The sequence below is a fragment of the Janthinobacterium fluminis genome (assembly GCF_028595325.1).
Classification (GTDB): Bacteria; Pseudomonadota; Gammaproteobacteria; order Burkholderiales; family Burkholderiaceae_D; genus Janthinobacterium; species Janthinobacterium fluminis.
This window is the reverse complement of the sequence record NZ_JAQQXR010000003.1, coordinates 186,879-205,280: the sequence shown is the minus strand read 5'-3', so window position 1 is coordinate 205,280 and position 18,402 is coordinate 186,879. Positions and strand designations below refer to the sequence as shown.

Below are 18,402 nucleotides of genomic sequence, written 5' to 3'. Positions count from 1 at the left end.
AATGCGTCGAAATTTAGTCTCACGACCTGAGCGCCGCCGCCATTGCCCACAACCTCAAATTCCCATATTGTTGCAAAATCACTTGACATCCTGTCTAAAAGCATCTAAATTTTGCAATACCGCGACGCAGTTGTGGATGTTTTTCACCTCACCATCTTGGTGAAGGGTGACTACGCGGGGATTATGCCGAAGTTTGGCCGCTGCCCCGTACGTCTTGGAATCACATTTTAGAACTGTTGCCGCCTTCGACAACGCTGAGCTGTTTTGTCAGTACGTGGAAGGAGGATGCGCCTGGCCACCTCTGTGTCCTTGGCACCTCGGATTTTTGCAATCTTTGCAACCGAGACTAAACCGAAAAATCTCGGTTGCGCTAACCAAGGACATATCATGAGTATTCAAAATTTCGAAGAACATCTGCTGCCACGTCCTGTGGCCGCACTTCCCGAATTCGCAAACGCGCAAGCGCGACGCAGTCTCGCTGAGAAGATTAGCGCGGCTTTTGGATTGTCGTCGAACGCGGCTACCTCCATCGCAAACGCTGTGGTCAATCCGTCTGCAGTGCGTAAAGCTATTGGGGACCCCGAGGACCCAGAGGTCGAACGTATTGCTGTTCCTGGCGGTACTCTGTACGGTATCAGAACCTCTGTATGGGCGCGGCGAGTCATGCCGGACCCGCGAAACCCACGGACGCTACCATCACGCCGGCATCCGTTTGCTGTCGACCCAGGTACTGCTGGAGAGGACTCGAAGTTTCGTCCTATTCCTGAACCGCGCGCCGCAGACCCTGAAAAGCCTCACGCAGCAGAGTTGCAGGTCGAAATCGAAAACCGGCATCACATCACTTGGGCATCGCAGCAAGCTGCCGCGTATGTCTTGGCAGAAAATGACTGGCGAGAGTCCATCGCCGCACAAGGTGTAATGGAATCGGTTTGGGTTGTCCCGACCACCTACGTGCCGCAAGATGGCACCGATGCTGTGACCGCATTGACTACTGCCGAGGGTTCTTCCCGAATTACAGCTGTTCATCACCATCTCGGTGTTCGCTCGGCGGATGTTCCATATGACGCTAACGAGGCCGCTTTTAGGGGGCATATCCGACGACTCAACGGAGCTCTGGAAACCGGGCCTAGTGGAGCTGACCTGGTTGCATTGCGCTGTGAGCAGGTGCCAGCACTGATTCTTGTTGGCTTCGCTCCGCATGCAGCCAGCGATACTGGTTTTCCCACGGCAGTAAAGTCGTTGGTAGCGCTGCGCCACGTTGACCCACCAAAGCCGTGGGGTGAAGGACCTGAAAACGAGTCTCTCGCCGATGAAGTCCTGGACGAAATGTATCGTCGCAACTTGATTTCAGATGTTGAGCGTGATTACTACGCTGGCGCTTGCACGAAAGCAGAAGCGCAAGCGGCACGGCTGCAGTCCGACCCCGCGATGCGCGCCTCGAACATCATCCGTCTTCTGACGAGTGAGAAGCGCGAACATGTCGAGGCTATCCGTGTAGCGGTGACGAGCCAATCCACCCGGAAGCGAGTTTCGATGAAACTCACCAATGACCTTGCAACCGCGTTGATTCTTCGGGCAGTGGCAGAAGAACCGGCAAAGACTGACCAAGTGCGTCGTTACATGCGGCACGCTTTCGGTAAGTCTGTTCATGGCGAAGCGTGGGAGAACACGGCGCGCAGCACCGACCAGCTTGTGAAGGACGCACAAGCAGAGCTTCGCACTTCAATCGCAGCTGGCGCCTCCACGGCCCCTGGTGGAGCATCCTTGGAGCTAGCTGTACGCGCGGCGTACGCACTGCTTGTTTCGGGGCGCTTAAACGCAGACCGCGGATCATCAAACAACGCCCAACCTGACCGCCGAACACCCGGCGAGGTTCTGGAGGCCATGCGCCGGTCTCAGCAAGGTATCTATCAACTGGGACAGGCATTGTCGGACTTTGCATCCGAGGCCCCTATTCGTGCCGTTGAAGAGGACGGCTCTACGAGGAAGAATAAAGATGGGACCGATGCAATGGTCAATGATATTTTCTTGCGTGAGGAGTTTCCTCCCGCAGGGAAAAAGCGTGCGCATCGACCCGGCAACACGCCACAAGACCACTATCAGAATCGTTTGGGTGCGTTTAGTATCGCGATGGAAGACCTGCGTAAGGCCTTTGCCGAGCTGTCCACCGTACGAGGCGACGATGGCCGCCCTCTAGTCGAATCTCAGGGGGTTGACCATCGCGATTGCGCATCATGGCGCGAATCCTTGTCGGAGATTGACGAGGAGCTCGTCATTTGGAGCCGTACGTTCCGTCGCGCCTACGGAAACGGCGAGGTTGCTTCCGCGCGCAGCTCGTCTGATGTTGAGCGTGACGAAGTAATGGACGAATGGGATGCTGAGGACGGCGACCAGGCTGATGCACGCACCGCCTAACGCTTCTCACTAACACAAGCCGTGACGCAGTCCCATACCGCGTCGCGGCTTTTATCCGTTCGGGCTCTGAACTCGTCACACCAACCCAACATTTACGATTGCGGAGATTCGAACGTGAAAGAACCCGAAATTTCCAAGGCTCGAACCGTTGCAGTAACTAGTCAGAGCACACCTAGCAAAGTGTCGGAGATAGAGCCCTACGTGCAAAAGCTAATCGAAGAGCATCGCCCTGCGCTTGAGCAAATCGGTTCGGCTCTGCTTGGTTTCCTGAACCAAGCAGGCTCAGTCATCCGGCTACTGCACTCGACGATTCAGAAATCAGCCCCGCAAATCATCCAGCTACTGGAAGGCATCCGTGCAATGCCTCAAGTCTATCGCCAGGCAATTCTGGAGCTTGGACAGAGCGGTTGGTACTTTGATGGGAATATGCCGCTTCATATGCCGATGGAGATAGCCGCGCTAGTGAAGGATGACAAGCTGGAAGAGGTTGACGCTTTCATGGACAACTATTTTGGCGCTCACCTCGACCACATCGAGCAAGAACTCACGGCAGCATTTCCTTTGCGAGCAAAGATAATTTGCGCAGCATTTTCAGCCCACCGCAACGGGCAGTTTGAACTTTCGGTTCCCGTCCTGCTTACGCAGGTCGATGGCATTTGCGCTGAGTTGACCGGATTGTCCCCTTTTAGACGCAAGGACAAACGACCGACCACTGCCGCGTATGTCGAATCTCTGCAGAATGCATTCTTGGAGGCTCTGCTTGTTCCGTTTAGTGAAAACCTCCCGATAAGCTCAAGTGAGCACGAGCGTCCTCCCCACTTCGCATCTCTCAATCGCCACATGGTGCTGCATGGTGAGTCGGTTGACTATGCAACCAAGCGGAACAGTCTTAAAGCCATCTCTCTTCTTAACTACACAGTTCAGTACCTGCTGATAAGCAAAGAGGAAAGCTCTCGGCAACGAGCATCAGCATCTACCTGAAATATGTCAAGCGAGGTGGATAGCTAGCCGTCAGGTTGACCAGCGCTGCATGTCGTTTAACAGTACAAAGGAATAGATGAATGCTAAGTGATAGCGCTTATTTTAGCCAATTCGGAATTTGGAGCAGAGGTCACCAACCCAACCGTGGAGTGCCAGATGATGAGTACCGAGAAGGCTTACGGCTACTGATTGAGTGCGTGGACTCAGGTGAGATTGACAGCCTAGACAGTCAGAACTCGCCGGTGGCTCGCGAAATCTTGGCCATACATGGCGACAAGCGCTTTGAAATGAATAGCAACTGGGTAGGCTCGCCCCAAGGATGGATTTGCCCGTGCTGTAAGCGAACGAAAGTTCAGATATCGCGTGTCGGAAAGAAGGGGCAGATTCTAGCCAAGTCGGTGGTTCATCATGACCACATGGAGGACGTGCTGGAAGAGGCCTTTAACGCTGCGTTCGTTGATGCTGGAACCACTATCGAGCAAGTGGACGGCAGGAAGCTCATCGACAACATGAGCAGCGCATTTGGAGCGTACGACGCGGTACTTGTCTGCGAGGATTGTAACAACGCGGACACCAATGCGAAGAAGATGCTGGCGATACCTCGTGAGTTCTCGTTCTCAATCGGCCAGATTCGCGAGTTTATTAAACCGCAAGACCATCAGCCACACCTTATCGACGAATTGCAAGCGCAGGCAGCTTGGGAAGCTGCGAAGAATGCCTTTGTGCTGCGCATGCGGATTATCAAAGCCGTAGCGAAGGCTGCAGCAACAGATGCGCACTGGTTCGAACCTCACCCAAAAAAATTCGACCCAATCCCAGTTTATGGATATGGCAACCAAGGGCTCACCGTTATTTCGAACTGGTTTTCTTCTGAGGTAGTGGTAGATGCATTGGGTATGCAAACTAGAGTCTCAAAACCGAACGTGTCGCGGTGGAGGGACGGCTCAGTCAAGAAGGCCAGGGCCGTTCCCTCGAACTATCTCGCTTTGCTCAAAAGCGTTGAGTACAAAGCGGCTAACTGGGACTTATTCCCGGATGACTGGCGCTGTCCAATTTGCCAACGAAGCAAAACTCAGGTCGTCTACGTTGGTGACAAGGGGGAGATACGATTTAATGTGCCTGCGACCGGAAAGGCCTGGCGAGACACACCGAGAATTTGCAACCCATGCTTCAAGGTTTTGATAGCTTTGAAGACTGAAGTGAAAGAATATGTTGGAGACTTTCAGAACAGCTATTCTTTTGTCACGCCCAACGAATTGGCCGCAATCATCCATCCGCGGCCGCACGCTGACCATCGAGTCCTTCCTGCAGAAGCCAAGACACTTCTCGATAAAATCGTTGAGCGCTACGTTCCTGATGAGTAGGCCGAGAAGATGCAACCACCAGGTGCGGCAACGCCACGAGCGAGAGTGGCGCGCAGTTATGCAAGGCCACTAACAAGGCTCAGTTTGCAAGTCTCCTACAAGCTCATCTTTGGTCCATGTTGCAAGGCTTTCACGCTTTAACTTAAGAACGTCTAGTAAGTGTGAATGCGAAAGCTCGAACCCATCAAGCAGGGTGTACCAGTTCATGACGTAACGCTTCATCTTCGCGTCGTCGCTGACCAAGCCAAGGTCACTCTTCGAAAGTTGCCCTTCCAGCCTACTCAGGATTTCAGTGTCGGCAGACGAGATTTTTCTTCCAACCAAAATCAACTCAAAGCGCAAATGCTCGCTGCTGAATTCTGGGTGCTTTTTAATGATATTGGCATAGTCGTCCAACTGCCTGAGGTGCTTGACGTTCAACGCAATTCCTGGCCGCTTGATTTCAATGATGATACATCGATAGACCCTCTTCCCAAGTGAGTCTAAAGTGGGAATCTTTCTAGCTAAGAAAAGGTCAGTTTGACGATTCACGCCCTCGACATGGGCTCCGTCCTCCACGTCATCTGTATCGATTTGATGCACTGACTTGATTTGGTCTCGAAGATTTTTGGCTATCTTAGTGAAGGTGTCTTCTTCAGCTCCAATGGTCTCGTAGCGGTTTCCAAATAGCCAGGTATTGTTCTCGATGATTTGTTGAAGGTCTGGCGTTTCTCTTACTTGATGGTAGTGCTCATTCATCAGCTCCCGCAGCTTGTTTACAGCAGCCTGCCGTTGCTGAAGAATTTCTATGGTGCTGATAATGTGCTCAAGTCGAGTATGCTGCAACTGCTTGGACAGCTGCGACAAAGATGCACCGTCTAGGTCCAGCACATCATTTAGGATGTCGAACAATGCATCGTTCTCGTTTGATACCGAAATTCTATCCAGTAGGCGGACGATAATCTTTTTCTGTTTTTTGTTCAGCGAATTCATGACCGATGGGTCCGACGTGTACACCAACCGCACCAGGCTTTTGGTATTTGAAGCCCTCCAATTAGCGTATGTGGGGTCAAGACCTGCGTAGGACGGGAAGATTCCATCTTCCTCATATTTTGTGAGCTCCGCGTCGACGAATTTTCTTAGGAAGTCATCGTAGACTTCTTGGATAAAATCGTTCAGAGGACGAGCAAGTTTTTTCCACTCCTCAGACTCGGCGCTGTGCGCATCGGGCGCAAATAGATTGGCTCCCTCGCTCACAAAATTGTCGGCCCAGGCTGACGTAACGTAGACACTGGCAAAAAAATCTTTCTTCAGGTTGAAGCTGCTCAAACTTTTATGCCGCGTCTTACCTTCGGAATCTAAAAGATAAATGTGGGACTTCTCTGAACTAGGTCTATCCTCCCAGCAGAGAACCTTAACATCGAAATTGGCGTTTCCGGGATTGATAGTCCGGTTCGAAATCTGGTGCGGAGGCACGACTACAGGAGTGCCATTGATAGTGATGCTGCGGTCTTCATTGAGGGCTAAGTACCAACCAAACTCCACCGAGAATTTTTTCAGCAGTTCAGCTTTAGAGGGCAAATTGGTATGCAGACGGGAAAGTTCCACGCATGTCCCAGTGACCAATGGAGCCAAAACAGCCGGCAGGCTTTCAGCGGAAACCTCCTTGCCCTTGTAATCTCTGATTTTTGCTGCATGCACTTCAATGGAGGCAATCCCCGCCGCGCACCGAGTCCACCACTTCGCATCATGAGCTAATTTATGAAATGCCAAGCGCCCTCGGCCGTGCAGACCGTGCTGGGCCATGTCTTCTTTTTTGGAAGAGTCGTTAAATTTCCCGAAGTTGTCTTTGATGTGCTCAATGTCAATGCCGTCACCGTTGTCGAGAACAGTGATGCTCTGCACACCATGCATGTCATTTTCTACCATCTCAATCGAGATATTCTTGGCCCGAGCGTCCAAACCATTCCACGCAAGCTCAAACAGCGACTGCCAGGGTTCGAAGTTCTTGAAGTGTTTCTTGATACCGGTATCGCTAATCTCTGTGGTGCCAGACAAATTCAGGTCCGCCATTGTCGCTCCCTATTTTTATCTTGAAATTGTATTCGTTCCTCGGCGAGAACGTGTGAAATACGTAACGTTATCTGGGCCCGACGACGGTTCTATCTCGCCGACCGTCCTAGTCCAAGTAGCAAACGAATAGATGAGCGCTCGGGTAGGGCGCGCGCGTAGAACGAAGTTCGGATCAGCCGTTAGATTCGAGTAGGCGCGCCACGCGCTCTGAAGAAAAGCACCAGGACTCAGGAATCTCTTCTACAGAACCACGGCCAGCAGCTCGCGGCCCCCACACATGACGCTCGTACAGAATTGTGTCGCCCCGGCCAGCTGCGGACGCACGCAGCCGCTCGGCAATCTCTGCCGGCGTGGCCAAATAAACTCGAGGTATCGCATCCTCCGCAACACCCTTAAACTGCACAAGGCAAAATATGGTGCGCGGCTTATGACGGGCCAACCAGCTATCGACAGCCCCGTGGTAATTCGCTTCTCGCAGTAGGGACTGCGTGAGGCCCCAGCCGCCATCCTTTGAGCCCTTAACTGAGACCTTGAGTATTCTGTCGCCCAGTGCAACGATAAGGTCATACTCGGGCTGATTGGCGCCATATTGGACAGATATGTCTAGCCCGCATCTCGCGAAAAGAGCTGCAGAAAAGCTTCTGTGGCAACGCCTACGTGACGAGATGAGAAAGATAGCGGTTGCATTCGTGAGGAGGAAGAGGGCCGTTAGGAATTTGGCTTAATCAGGTAGTCGTTCTTATCTTTTCCAGCCAGCCATTTTAGGGCTCGGCCGCGGCCAGTCCAGGTTTCGCCCGTTCCGTCGTTGCGGTATTTGATTTCAACGCTCTTTCGCACCGCCTTTTTAGTGACGCCGCCGAGGTCAGCGACCGTCAGACCGTACTCGCGCATGATAGATAAAATCTGCTCACGCGCCGCTGCAATTTCTTGCCGACGAGCTTGTTCAGCTTTTTGCTGCAGCTCCGCGATTTGTGCTTTGTAGTCTTGATACGTCACTGACATAGGTAAATTCCTGTAAAAATTTATGAGCTCAACAATTGTACCCTTGCGCCGACATGCCACAGCATCGCCGCCCCGAAGAGGCCAAGGCGCTATTTTTTACCAAACAGCCTCGCCAAAAAACCGGACTTCTTCGCGGGCGCGGAGGCAAGATGCGAGGCTGATTGCTGCCCGCCAGGAACAGAGGTTTCAGGCCTTAACGCCCTTAACTGCTCGTGCCTTACTTTTACTTCGACGGAAGCATTCAGCAAGGCATTCGATGCAATAGTCCCGAGAAGTGTAGTCAACTCTTGTTCGAAGCCAATAGTGATGTCCGGCTCCCCACTCCGAGCATGCGCAATCTCGTGAAGCAAGACTGCCGCATAGCTCTCAATGGACGCGAGTTCATTGCGTTTGACAATGATTTCTGAGCCTGTCCAAAGCCCGCGCGCCTCAGAAAACCCACCAGTTTCGGGACGCATAGTCTCCGAAATCTTCACCGATTGAACTCTCGACGGAAGTCCGCCTGCTAGGGCTGCGATCCTGCCGGTCATGTCGAACACCGATCTTTCGGCCTGCGGGAGGTTTTCGGGCTGGACGAACTTGAACTCGAAGCAGTCGTTCCATTCGGAGACGAAGTTGCTCAAATCTTGGATCGGCTTGCCTCCCGTGTCGAACTGTCCCGACAGCTTCTCCTTGACTATGCTGGGGATCGTGATGATCTGCCGGCCGCCTGCACGCGCCTCTTCAACGAAACGTGGCGCGTTCATGATCTCCTCGTCCGTTAGAAACAGGACATTTCCTGATGCGTTAGTGATCTTCGAGGCATGCACGGAAACATCCGTCCACTTCATTTCGTCGTGAAGGGTTCCGCTCCCGAAGTTGCCCAGGTCGTCAACTAGAGCCTTGGCAACGGCTTCGGAAGAGGAGGTGAGCAAGATCGACTTCACCCGGTCAGAGTAGGCGGACCTCCCGACATTCGTCCTTTCGCGGTTGAGAGCCTTCTTTATGGCCGCGGTCAGCGAAGTGATGTTATAGGAAAACAGGAAGTTCTCCTCCTCGGCGACCCGGATGCCGTTGATGTAGATGTAGGAGGCCTTGCCCACTTTTCGGAGGACTTCCCCGTATTGGGTCCGTTCAAGCGTCTCCTCGCCTGAGAAGCGTAGGAACAGCCGCTTCGCCTTCTCGATGTCCTCGGCGGAGCATCCTTTCAGGATGAACTCGGTTCCCACGAATGCCGGGTCGGAAGGATCGGAGATACAGGCGTGCAAGGTGATGACATCGGAGAAGTCGTGTTTCTCAGAGCGGTCGAATGAGACATTGCAGAACTTGGAGTGGATATGGGCTTCGATGCCCAAGCGGTCGAATGTGGCCAGGGCATCCTTTAAGCCCACGCCGAACTTCCCAATGAGGTGGGGATGATCGAGCTTTTCCTGGTTCTCGTTCATCGTGAAGTGCTCGTGCCGGAGGCCGCGGCCAAAGTCCCTGATGCGCCATCGGCCCTCGCCATCGCACGCGATATCGATATCCCGAGTACCGGTCAGAATTTGCTCGTCAAGGGCATTGGCGATGATTTCTCGAATAGCATGGAACCCGTCCCAGTTTTCGAGCATGCGGTCGATGTTAAGGTCGAATTTTTTCATCTCTCAAGCATATCGCCTTGTTACTTGAATGAAAACATATATCGGCAGCAACTCCTTGAACGCTACTATGACGACTCCAGGCTCGCTTGGTTCCTGGCCACTTTTCTGACTCGGGGTAGAAGTTGAAACAGATGCACCGGATGCTTTTTCCAATCGGTCGACTTTCCCCTATGGAATCATGTCCAGAATAGGAGTATCGTGACCTGCTTGATAACAATAATCACACCGTCTACGCCCTGGCGGAATCCAATATATGGGAAACCAAATACTGACCGAGGGAGCGCCCCAAGTCCTGAGCTTGCTTGACTACATCGAGCAAGTTGAAAAGCTCAAGGCTAAACCCGCCTTCACGGTTCCAATCGACTACTACTGCGCCTATCAGCAAGACCTCCATAGGCTGCCTGAGCTCCAATTCAACCTGCAGGTCGACGGTGACGACGTATGGCTTCGGCTGCCCCGCTTGCAGGAAATAGCGCCGCCTGATCCTGACGAGGCGCTCAAACCTTGGGTTCAGCTGCCAAAGACACCTGAGAAACGTCCAGAGTTGCGCACACAAATCGACGTGGTCGAGAACAAGGTCGTCGTTAGCAAGCTGGAGCTTGCGGACCATCCGGACATCAAAGAGCATTTCGAGTGGTACGTCGAATATCAATGGGCCCCTTGGGCAACTGCCGAAAAGCCACGTCGAAAGGTCATTAGCCAATACCAGAAACTGCACTCCTTACAGCAAGCCATCTCGACCGAGGGTGCTGAAACACCACTCGAACTAGCTTGGGGTATCGGTAACGCAGTGTGGAAGAAGCCGGGTACGGCGACGCCAATCAAACACCCGCTGCTTGTTCAAGTCTGCGAAGTAACCCTCAACGAGGACACGCTAGATTTAGAGGTTCGCCCGCGAGACATTTCTCCGAAGTTGGAAGTTGACTGCTACGCCGCGTTGGAAATTCCCGGCGTTCACCAGGTAGAGGCATTCTGGAAGAGCTTTACGGCGACGAGCGCACAGAGGGTCAATCCTTTTGAATCGACCAGCTTTGAAGGGGTGCTGACGGCATCCGTCGGCCACCTTGACCCAAAGGGCACATACCGCCCCCACAAGAACGACCTGACGGCGCCGACACCGGAAGAGCATCTAACCGTGACCGACACTTGGGTCTTGTTTGGCCGCCGGCGTTCCGGGGACATCTTCCTGCAAGACATTGAACGTCTGAAAAATGTCGTGGAGTCGGCTGAAAGTCTGCCCAATGTAATTCGGAGTTTTGTTGAACACGGCGACTCGACGGTACGGGTGCGGCCGGAAGTGCCTTTCCGCGGTCTCTCGTCCAGCGAAAACACAGATGGAGCGCTCGAGCTTTATTTCCCGATGCCCTACAACGAAGAGCAACTCTCGATAGTCCGAAAGCTGGAGACCAACGATGGCGTTGTCGTCCAAGGCCCGCCGGGGACAGGTAAATCGCACACAATCGCGAACGTCGTGTGCCACTTCCTAGCGCAGGGTAAGCGCGTTCTTGTCACTGCCAAGGGCGAGTCAGCACTGGCCGTTTTGCAGGAGAAGCTACCCGAACAAATCCGGCCGCTGAGTGTCGCTTTGCTGTCCGACGAGCGGGATGGCATGAAGCAGTTTGAACACTCGATCCAAACCATCGCGTCGAGTGTTTCCGCATACAACCCGTCGCAGGCCGCCTCGAAAATCGCCGGCTTGGAGCAGGACCTGAACCACCTCCACGCTAAGATTGCCCATGTCGATCAATCGGCAGCAGCGCATGCAGCCAAGCACATGCGCAACTACTCGTTCCAGGGGCGCGATGTCTCGCCCGAGGAAATGGCAAAGATGGCTGTGGAACAGATGGAGCTGCATTCGTGGTTCGACGACCTACCGCCACCCTCGCAAGATGGCACGCTCCCCTTTTCGGATGAAGACATCGTCGCCTTGCGACAAGCTCGCCTCATCGTGCGTGAAGACCTGTCCTATTGGAACTGCAACTTGCCATTAGACGGCCAACTTCCAGAATGGTCGGACTTACTTGGGCTCCACCGTGACATCGTTCGTGCCCGTGGAATCGAAGCAAGCGTGGCCCAAGGTAATCTCTATCCCTTGGTCGATTCCCGCGCCGAGACTTACCAGCGAGCTCAGGACCTCTTGGAGTTTCTCCAGGGGCGCGCAAACATCCTGAAGGCACTGGCGGAAGTTGGGCAAGCTTGGACTATCGTAGTCCAAGAGCGGTTCGCTGACATACAGGAATCGGACCCAGTTCTCAAAGGGCTACTCGAAGTATGCGATTCCATCCAAAAGCTGGAAGCCAACCGGCGCGATTTCGTGCCAAAAGCCATTGAAGTCCCAGTCAATGCGGAATTGAATTCCGATTTTCATACGGCGTTGGAGCGCTTGGTTGAGGGGAAGAGCGCGTTTGGTCTGCCATTCGGAAAGAGCGAGGCACGAAAGGCAATATCCGCCGTCACTATCCTCGGAGCCGCTCCCGCAGGCACGGCGGAATGGGCTGAAGTTGCACGTGTTGTCGAGTGGCGTGGCCATGTGCGTAAAGTGCTGGCAAGCTGGAACTCCCTGGGCCAAGAGTTTGGCTTGGAATCTGTTGGTTCAGATGTCGAAGCATCGTTTCGTCGGGCTGTTCAACTGCGGGGCCCCATTGAGCATGTACGTTCGCTAACCTTTGACTACGACGCCACACTTTTTGAACGGTTGGATGAGGTCCTGGGGCAAAGTGTCGCCGAAGGCCTGTGGGAAGGCGGCGAAGCATACGTTACATCTATTGCGCAGAGCCTTCAGGCTCATCTCGCTAAAGACCGGCTTGCGTATGCAATGAACCGAGTGCTCGACTTGATGCGGTCGTTGGACAACCATACTGGCGGTATCGTCGATGAGCTGCGAGCTTTCCTCAGCGAGTCTCTCGGACGCGCCTCCGCAGACGAGGCTGTTCTGCAAACCACTTGGCTCGCACTTCAGGCTGAGCTGGCGCGGCTCAACAAGCTTCTCCCTGCCTTGGGCACCATTGCAGCTGTAACGGAGCAGCTTGTCGCATCCGGCGCACCTCAGTGGGCAAACCGCCTACGCATCCAGCCCGCTAACACGGACCATGACTTACACACGCCGGCCACTTGGCGTGATGCCTGGAACTGGCGCCTCGCGGTGCAGTTCCTTGATAAGATTGACGGCCACGCACGGCTGAGGCAGTTGTTCGATGAACGTCGTACCTTGACAGCCAAGTTGGCCCGGACCTATCAGGAGCTGATCGCCGAGAAGACGTGGCTAGGCGTCTTCAATAACTCGCCTACAAGCGTACGCCAGGCCCTGCAGGCATATCTAAATGCCATCCACGCGATGGGGGCGGGCACTGGCGTGCGCGCCGTTCGTCACAGGAAGAATGCGCGAGACGCCATGTTGCGCGCCTATAAAGCAGTGCCGTGCTGGGTCTTGCCACAATGGCGCGTCTCCGAAACGATACCTGCCGAAATCGGGCTATTCGACCTGGTGGTCATTGATGAAGCATCCCAATCGGATATCTGGGCGTTGCCCGCTCTCTTGCGCGGCAAGAAAGTCCTAGTCGTGGGGGACCACAAACAGGTATCGCCGTCCGCTGTCGGTACTGCTGAGGCCAAGATTCAGGAACTTGCTGCGCGCTTCCTACGAGACCAGCCGCATGGCTCCGAGATGACCCCCGACAAGTCCATATACGACTTGGCGCGCGTCGTCTTCGCCGGTAACTCGGTCATGCTTCGGGAGCACTTCCGGTGCGTCCCTGCGATCATCGAATTCTCTAATCGGGAATTCTACGAGGGGGATATCAAGCCGCTGCGCGTGCCCAAGGCAAACGAACGATTGGACCCGCCGCTCGTAGACGTATTGGTCAAGGGCGGCTATCGCCGTGGCGACGTGAACGAGCCTGAGGCGAAAGCTATCGTGGAAGAGCTCAAAGCTATCCTAGAGGACGACTCGCTGCAAGGTCGCAGCATTGGCGTGGTGACTCTGCTTGGTACCGCACAGGCCGCCCTGATTCACAACATGGTTCATATGCAGATTTCGCCGGCGGACATCGTCGCCCGCAAGATTGCAGTCGGGCCGCCGCCAGTCTTCCAGGGCCGCGAGCGCGACATTATGCTCATCTCAATGGTTGCGAGCCCCGGGGACCGCGACACAGCCAATCGTGCCGACATGCACCAACGGTTCAATGTAGCGCTGTCCCGTGCCCGTGACCGCATGTACCTGTTCCGGTCAAAGACCGAAGCCGAAATGAAGGAGGATTCGCTGAACGGTCGCGTGCTACGTCACTTCCGCCAACCCTTCACCCAAGATGCCCACAAGGTCGAGATGCTCCGCGAACGGTGTGAGTCTGGCTTTGAGCTGGAGATGTTCGACGAACTGGTCAAGCGCGGCTTTCGCGTCGAGCCCCAAGTTCCCTGTGGCGGGTACCGTATTGACTTTGTCGTTGAAGGTGCTGAAGGGCGCCGACTGGCCATTGAGTGTGACGGCGACAGATTCCATGGGCCCGGCCAATGGCAGGACGATATGACGCGCCAACGGGTGTTGGAGCGCGCTGGCTGGACGTTCTGGCGCTGCTTTGCATCCACGTTCGTCCGGCGACGCGAGGAAACGTTGGCCGACCTGCTGAAGTGCCTTGGTGACTTGGGCATTGAACCGCTCGGCGCAGAGTCTGTGGACAATACTATCTGGGTTCACGCGAAGGAAGTGGACCCGTATGGCGTATCTGATTCAGAACTTGAAGAGGCCTTGTAATCATGACAGACCGCCCCTTGATGCAGCGAACCATTGTAGACCTCGAAGCGATGTTTTCGAGTTCTCCCACGGACGCAAACGTACTCGTTCAACTCGCGGCTGAACTGAAACATAGACACGTGCCCAGGGCGCTGGCATTGGATCAGAAGGTCCAGAACGCCCTCAATACTGCCAACAAATCAGGGGGGCAGCAAGCAGCAGAAGAGCCCAGCAAAAGTGTAAGCAGGCTTAAAGCGATTTTGGCCAAGGCCCGAGCAAAACAAGCAGAAGATCAGCAAGGCGAGCTTTGGAGCGAGGCGCAACCTGCCACTACATCATCGGTTGCGAACGATGCGACAACCGCGTCGCCAACACGCACACCCAAACCAGATGCGCTGCTGCCTCAGCACCAGCCACCTGCATCAAGCGATCATTCCATGAGTGTAGAGGATGCCTATCGCATCTTAAGAGCGAAGCCCGGAGCCACATGGGAAGATTTGGAAATGACGCGAAGGCAAATGGTTCAAACGTCAAGCCCAGCCAACACAACGCCATTAAGTTCTACCGAGCGTTCAAAGCTCCTATCGGATGCGCGTCGCGTAAACCTAGCCTATGCCACTTTATGTGACGCGAGTAGAACGTTCATCGGTTAGCCATTTCTTCTGTCTCGTTAGACCATAGGCGATATGAAAAATTCTGCACCAAAAATAACAGATATGGAACAACGAATTTCAGTTGAATATTCCAACGTTCTGAACGAAGTTAGGACACGCATCAACAGTTTCCAGACAATCATCCATGGCACTGCTTCCCTACCGGAGTGGCTAACGGCCGAACTTTTGTATCTCCAACTAAGAATGCTTTGCGAGCTCGTAGCAGTAGGCTGTCTCGTAGCGCATGGGGAGATCGAGCAGGAGAAATTAGGCCAAGTGCTAAAGCGTCACGAACCGGGCGTGATGCTCAAAAAATTGGAGTCTCTTCATCCTGACTTCTTTCCCAAGCCGATTAAAGTCACCAGCACCTCGGGCTCACATCACATTGACTTCATCGAAGACGGCTTTTTAACGAAAAACCAATTCTTTGAGCTGTATGCTGAGTGCCATCAGCATCTACACCGAGGTAGTGTTTCACATATCTATAGCTTGACCAACCCTAAGCAACCGCCTCGAGTCGAAGATGCCGTAGAGTGGGCAAAGCGGCTGCTCACCTTGCTGAATACTCACCACATAGTATCGTCCGTGAAGGGGAAGATGCTCGTGTGCTGGCTAGCTCACGAACAGGTCGGAGGAAATTCATTTGTGGTGATCGCCAAAGCCCCAGGGTGTGAAAAATGACACTGATTGCGGGTTACATCAAGAATTCCTGCCCAGTGCTGCTCGGTGACGTTCTTTTGTCAATTCCGAAGGGAAAAGGCGCGAGCATTTCAACACCATCTTGGCATCATGTGGAAGAGGCTCAGCAAAAGCCTCTCCAAATCGTTAACATGGTTCAGAAAGTGAACATCGTACATGGCCATGCATGTTTTGCATGGACTGGAAGTTATGTGCAAGCGAGGGTGTTTGCAACTGCATTACGAGCCCACCTACAAGCGAATGATCTTGATGACGCGAAGATGATGGAGTTCTTCAAGACCTTTGATAAGGAAGACTACGACGGGTTAGATTGCATCATCTACACGGTCCATACCGCCGCAGATCACGAAGGATTTCAACAGTATTATCGAGAATTTTGTTCAATTTCACACTGACACTATCTTGCCAAGCAGCTAGATTATTTTTCTTTTCATTCTCTTGCCACGTCTTTGCTACTTCTTCCAATATTGCAATTACAGTTGCCGGATCAATATTTTCTCCTAACTATCAAGTTGTTAATTACACCGCTCCCAGTCCTACGTCCTAACATTGCGCTAGAGATCGCCAGCCAAGTACAACAAGTTTGATGAAAGATAGATTCAGAGGAAACATTACATAGGCTTTTTTAAAGCATATCACGGCTGACTTCTATGGTCCTTGTAAAGCTTCTACTGCGGCTCGTTTATTCTTTGCCGAGACCTGATCGGGCCGCAGCACGCGTATCGATTGGTGTGCCCCTTGGTCACGCCAGAAAACAGTCCGGCTGGCTTTATTAGCTCGAGTCAGCCGCCCTCGCCCCGCAACAAATCCATTCCGAATAACAAAGTCCTTTCCATAAAGACGTAAAACCAACTCCAGCTTCGCAGGATAAAAAAAGCCCATGTGGCCAAAATCATGGCGCACATAGGCTGATGCAATACTAAAAATCTCGGAACCGCTTATCTCAAACTTTATTGTTTTGTGTTCATCTGTATTATTTGCGCACAAGAGACGCGTCCTGACCGAACTCGCTTACTCGACAGTCACCGACTTGGCCAAGTTGCGCGGCTTGTCGACGTCGGTGCCGCGAGCCAGCGCCGTGTGGTAGGCCAGCAACTGCAGCGCGACCACGTGCAGGATAGGCGACAGCAGGCCGTAGTGCTCCGGCAGGCGGATCACGTGCAAGCCCTCGCCCGAGGTGATGCGCGAGTCGACGTCGGCGAAGACGAACAGCTGGCCGCCGCGGGCGCGCACTTCCTGCATATTCGACTTGAGCTTTTCAATCAGCGCGTCGTTCGGCGCGATCGTCACGACCGGCATTTCCTCGGTCACCAGCGCCAGCGGGCCGTGCTTCAGCTCGCCGGCCGGATACGCTTCGGCGTGGATGTAGGAAATTTCCTTCAGCTTCAGCGCGCCTTCCAGGGCGATCGGGTAGTGCATGCCGCGGCCCAGGAAGAGGGCGTTTTCCTTGCGGGCGAAGTCTTCCGACCAGGCCATGATTTGCGGCTCCAGCGCCAGCACCGAGGCGATCGCCACGGGCAGGTGGCGCATCGCCTTCAGGTGGGCCGCCTCTTCCTCTTCCGTCAGGTGGCCGTTCACCTGCGCCAGCGTCAGCGTCAGCAGGAACAGCGCCGCCAACTGGGTCGTGAAGGCCTTCGTCGAGGCCACGCCCACTTCGACGCCGGCGCGGGTGATGTAGGACAGCGCGCATTCGCGCACCATGGCGCTGGTGGCGACGTTGCAGATGGTCAGGGTGTGCAGCATGCCCAGGCTGCGCGCGTGCTTCAGCGCGGCCAGGGTGTCGGCCGTCTCGCCGCTTTGCGAGATCGTCACGACCAGGGTGTTCGGGTGCGGCACGCTGTCGCGGTAGCGGTATTCGCTGGCGATTTCCACGCTGACGGGCACCTTGGCGACGGACTCGATCCAGTATTTGGCCGTCAGGCCGGAGTAGTAGCTGGTGCCGCAGGCAAGGATCAGCACGCGGTCGATCTGCTTGAAGACCTTGTAGGCGCTGTCGCCGAACAGTTCCGGCATGATGCCGGTGACGCCTTCGAGGGTGTCGCCGATGACGCGCGGCTGTTCGAAGATTTCCTTTTGCATGTAGTGGCGGTACGGGCCCAGCTCGGCCGCGCCCGTGTGGGCGTGCACGGTCTTGACTTCGCGCTCGACGGCCTTGCCGTCGACGTCGACGATCCAGCAGCGCGACAGTTGCAGGTCGACGACGTCGCCTTCTTCCAGGTAGATGATCTGGTCGGTGGTGCCGGCCAGCGCCATCGCGTCCGAGGCGACGAAGTTCTCGCCCTGGCCCAGGCCGACGATCAGCGGCGAGCCCTGGCGCGCGGCGACGACGCGGTGCGGTTCCTCGCGGCAGAAGACGGCAATGGCGTAGGCGCCGTGCAGGCGCTTGACGGCTTGCTGGACGGTGTCGAACAGGTCGCCGTTGTACATGTGCTCGACCAGGTGGGCGATGACTTCGGTGTCGGTCTGGCTCTGGAACACATAGCCGAGGGCCGTCAGTTCGGCGCGCAGTTCGTCGTGGTTTTCGATGATGCCGTTGTGCACCAGGCCGACGCGGGCGTTGTCGTCGCTGGGCGAGAAGTGCGGGTGGGCATTGTGCGAGGCCGGCGCGCCGTGCGTGGCCCAGCGCGTGTGGGCGATGCCGGTGAAGCCGCTCAGCGTCGCGCTGTCGATCTGTTGTTCCAGGTCGGCCACGCGCGAGGTGCTGCGCGAACGGCGCAACTGGCCGTCCACGTGCAGCGCCACGCCGCAGGAGTCATAGCCGCGGTATTCCAGGCGCTTCAAGCCTTCGAGCAGGACGGGGGTGATATTGCGTTGCGCTACTGCGCCGACGATGCCGCACATGGGAGCCTCTGATTAGAAAATAGATAATGGATGCATCGTAAAGCAGAGGC

General features: G+C 54.7%; 12 protein-coding genes. 7 read left to right on the top strand and 5 right to left on the bottom strand.

Annotated elements, in window-relative coordinates; genetic code table 11:
• Positions 1-387 precede the first annotated feature (387 nt).
• From OIK44_RS09645 to OIK44_RS09635, 3 genes are all read left to right on the top strand, one after another.
• The gene (locus tag OIK44_RS09645; RefSeq protein ID WP_273670526.1) at positions 388-2,415 is read left to right on the top strand and encodes a hypothetical protein; all 2,028 of its coding nucleotides are present in this window, start codon (positions 388-390) and stop codon (positions 2,413-2,415) included.
• Positions 2,416-2,529: 114 nt separating this feature from the next.
• Positions 2,530-3,396 carry a hypothetical protein gene (locus tag OIK44_RS09640; RefSeq protein ID WP_273670525.1) on the top strand — a complete coding sequence of 289 codons (867 nt, stop codon included), beginning with the start codon at positions 2,530-2,532 and terminating at the stop codon, positions 3,394-3,396.
• Positions 3,397-3,476: 80 nt separating this feature from the next.
• On the top strand, positions 3,477-4,760 hold the full coding sequence (locus OIK44_RS09635; protein ID WP_273670524.1) for a hypothetical protein: 1,284 nt from the start codon (positions 3,477-3,479) through the stop codon (positions 4,758-4,760).
• Positions 4,761-4,829: 69 nt separating this feature from the next.
• Here OIK44_RS09635 and OIK44_RS09630 read toward each other — a convergent pair whose 3' ends face one another.
• The 3 genes from OIK44_RS09630 to OIK44_RS09620 all read right to left on the bottom strand — a co-directional run bounded on the left by OIK44_RS09630 (position 4,830) and on the right by OIK44_RS09620 (position 9,433).
• Positions 4,830-6,812, bottom strand: a complete 1,983-nt coding sequence (locus tag OIK44_RS09630; protein WP_273670523.1) for an ATP-binding protein — start codon at positions 6,810-6,812, stop codon at positions 4,830-4,832.
• A gap of 708 nt (positions 6,813-7,520) precedes the next feature.
• Positions 7,521-7,814 (bottom strand): H-NS histone family protein, encoded by a 294-nt coding sequence (locus OIK44_RS09625; RefSeq protein ID WP_273670522.1) that lies wholly within the window; start codon positions 7,812-7,814, stop codon positions 7,521-7,523.
• Positions 7,815-7,903: 89 nt separating this feature from the next.
• The gene (locus OIK44_RS09620; protein WP_273670521.1) at positions 7,904-9,433 is read right to left on the bottom strand and encodes an ATP-binding protein; all 1,530 of its coding nucleotides are present in this window, start codon (positions 9,431-9,433) and stop codon (positions 7,904-7,906) included.
• A gap of 253 nt (positions 9,434-9,686) precedes the next feature.
• Here OIK44_RS09620 and OIK44_RS09615 point away from each other — a divergent pair, with 253 nt between their 5' ends.
• From OIK44_RS09615 to OIK44_RS09600, 4 genes are read left to right on the top strand one after another with little or no spacing between them, the layout of a single operon-like run.
• Entirely contained in the window at positions 9,687-14,180 is a 4,494-nt protein-coding gene (locus OIK44_RS09615; protein WP_273670520.1) for an AAA domain-containing protein, read from the top strand.
• A 2-nt stretch (positions 14,181-14,182) separates the two neighbouring features.
• The gene (locus tag OIK44_RS09610) at positions 14,183-14,812 is read left to right on the top strand and encodes a hypothetical protein (protein WP_273670519.1); all 630 of its coding nucleotides are present in this window, start codon (positions 14,183-14,185) and stop codon (positions 14,810-14,812) included.
• Positions 14,813-14,845: 33 nt separating this feature from the next.
• Positions 14,846-15,493, top strand: coding sequence for a hypothetical protein (locus tag OIK44_RS09605; RefSeq protein ID WP_273670518.1), 648 nt, complete (start codon positions 14,846-14,848; stop codon positions 15,491-15,493).
• Positions 15,490-15,906: a hypothetical protein gene (locus OIK44_RS09600; protein WP_273670517.1), complete on the top strand. Its 417-nt coding sequence runs from the start codon at positions 15,490-15,492 to the stop codon at positions 15,904-15,906. The genes OIK44_RS09605 and OIK44_RS09600 overlap by 4 nt, the downstream gene beginning before the upstream one ends.
• 253 nt (positions 15,907-16,159) lie before the next feature.
• Here the strand turns inward: OIK44_RS09600 and OIK44_RS09595 are convergent, their stop codons facing one another.
• Positions 16,160-16,498 carry a hypothetical protein gene (locus OIK44_RS09595; protein WP_273670516.1) on the bottom strand — a complete coding sequence of 113 codons (339 nt, stop codon included), beginning with the start codon at positions 16,496-16,498 and terminating at the stop codon, positions 16,160-16,162.
• A gap of 24 nt (positions 16,499-16,522) precedes the next feature.
• Positions 16,523-18,352 (bottom strand): glutamine--fructose-6-phosphate transaminase (isomerizing), encoded by a 1,830-nt coding sequence (gene glmS, locus OIK44_RS09590; RefSeq protein WP_273670515.1) that lies wholly within the window; start codon positions 18,350-18,352, stop codon positions 16,523-16,525.
• Positions 18,353-18,402: the final 50 nt, after the last annotated feature.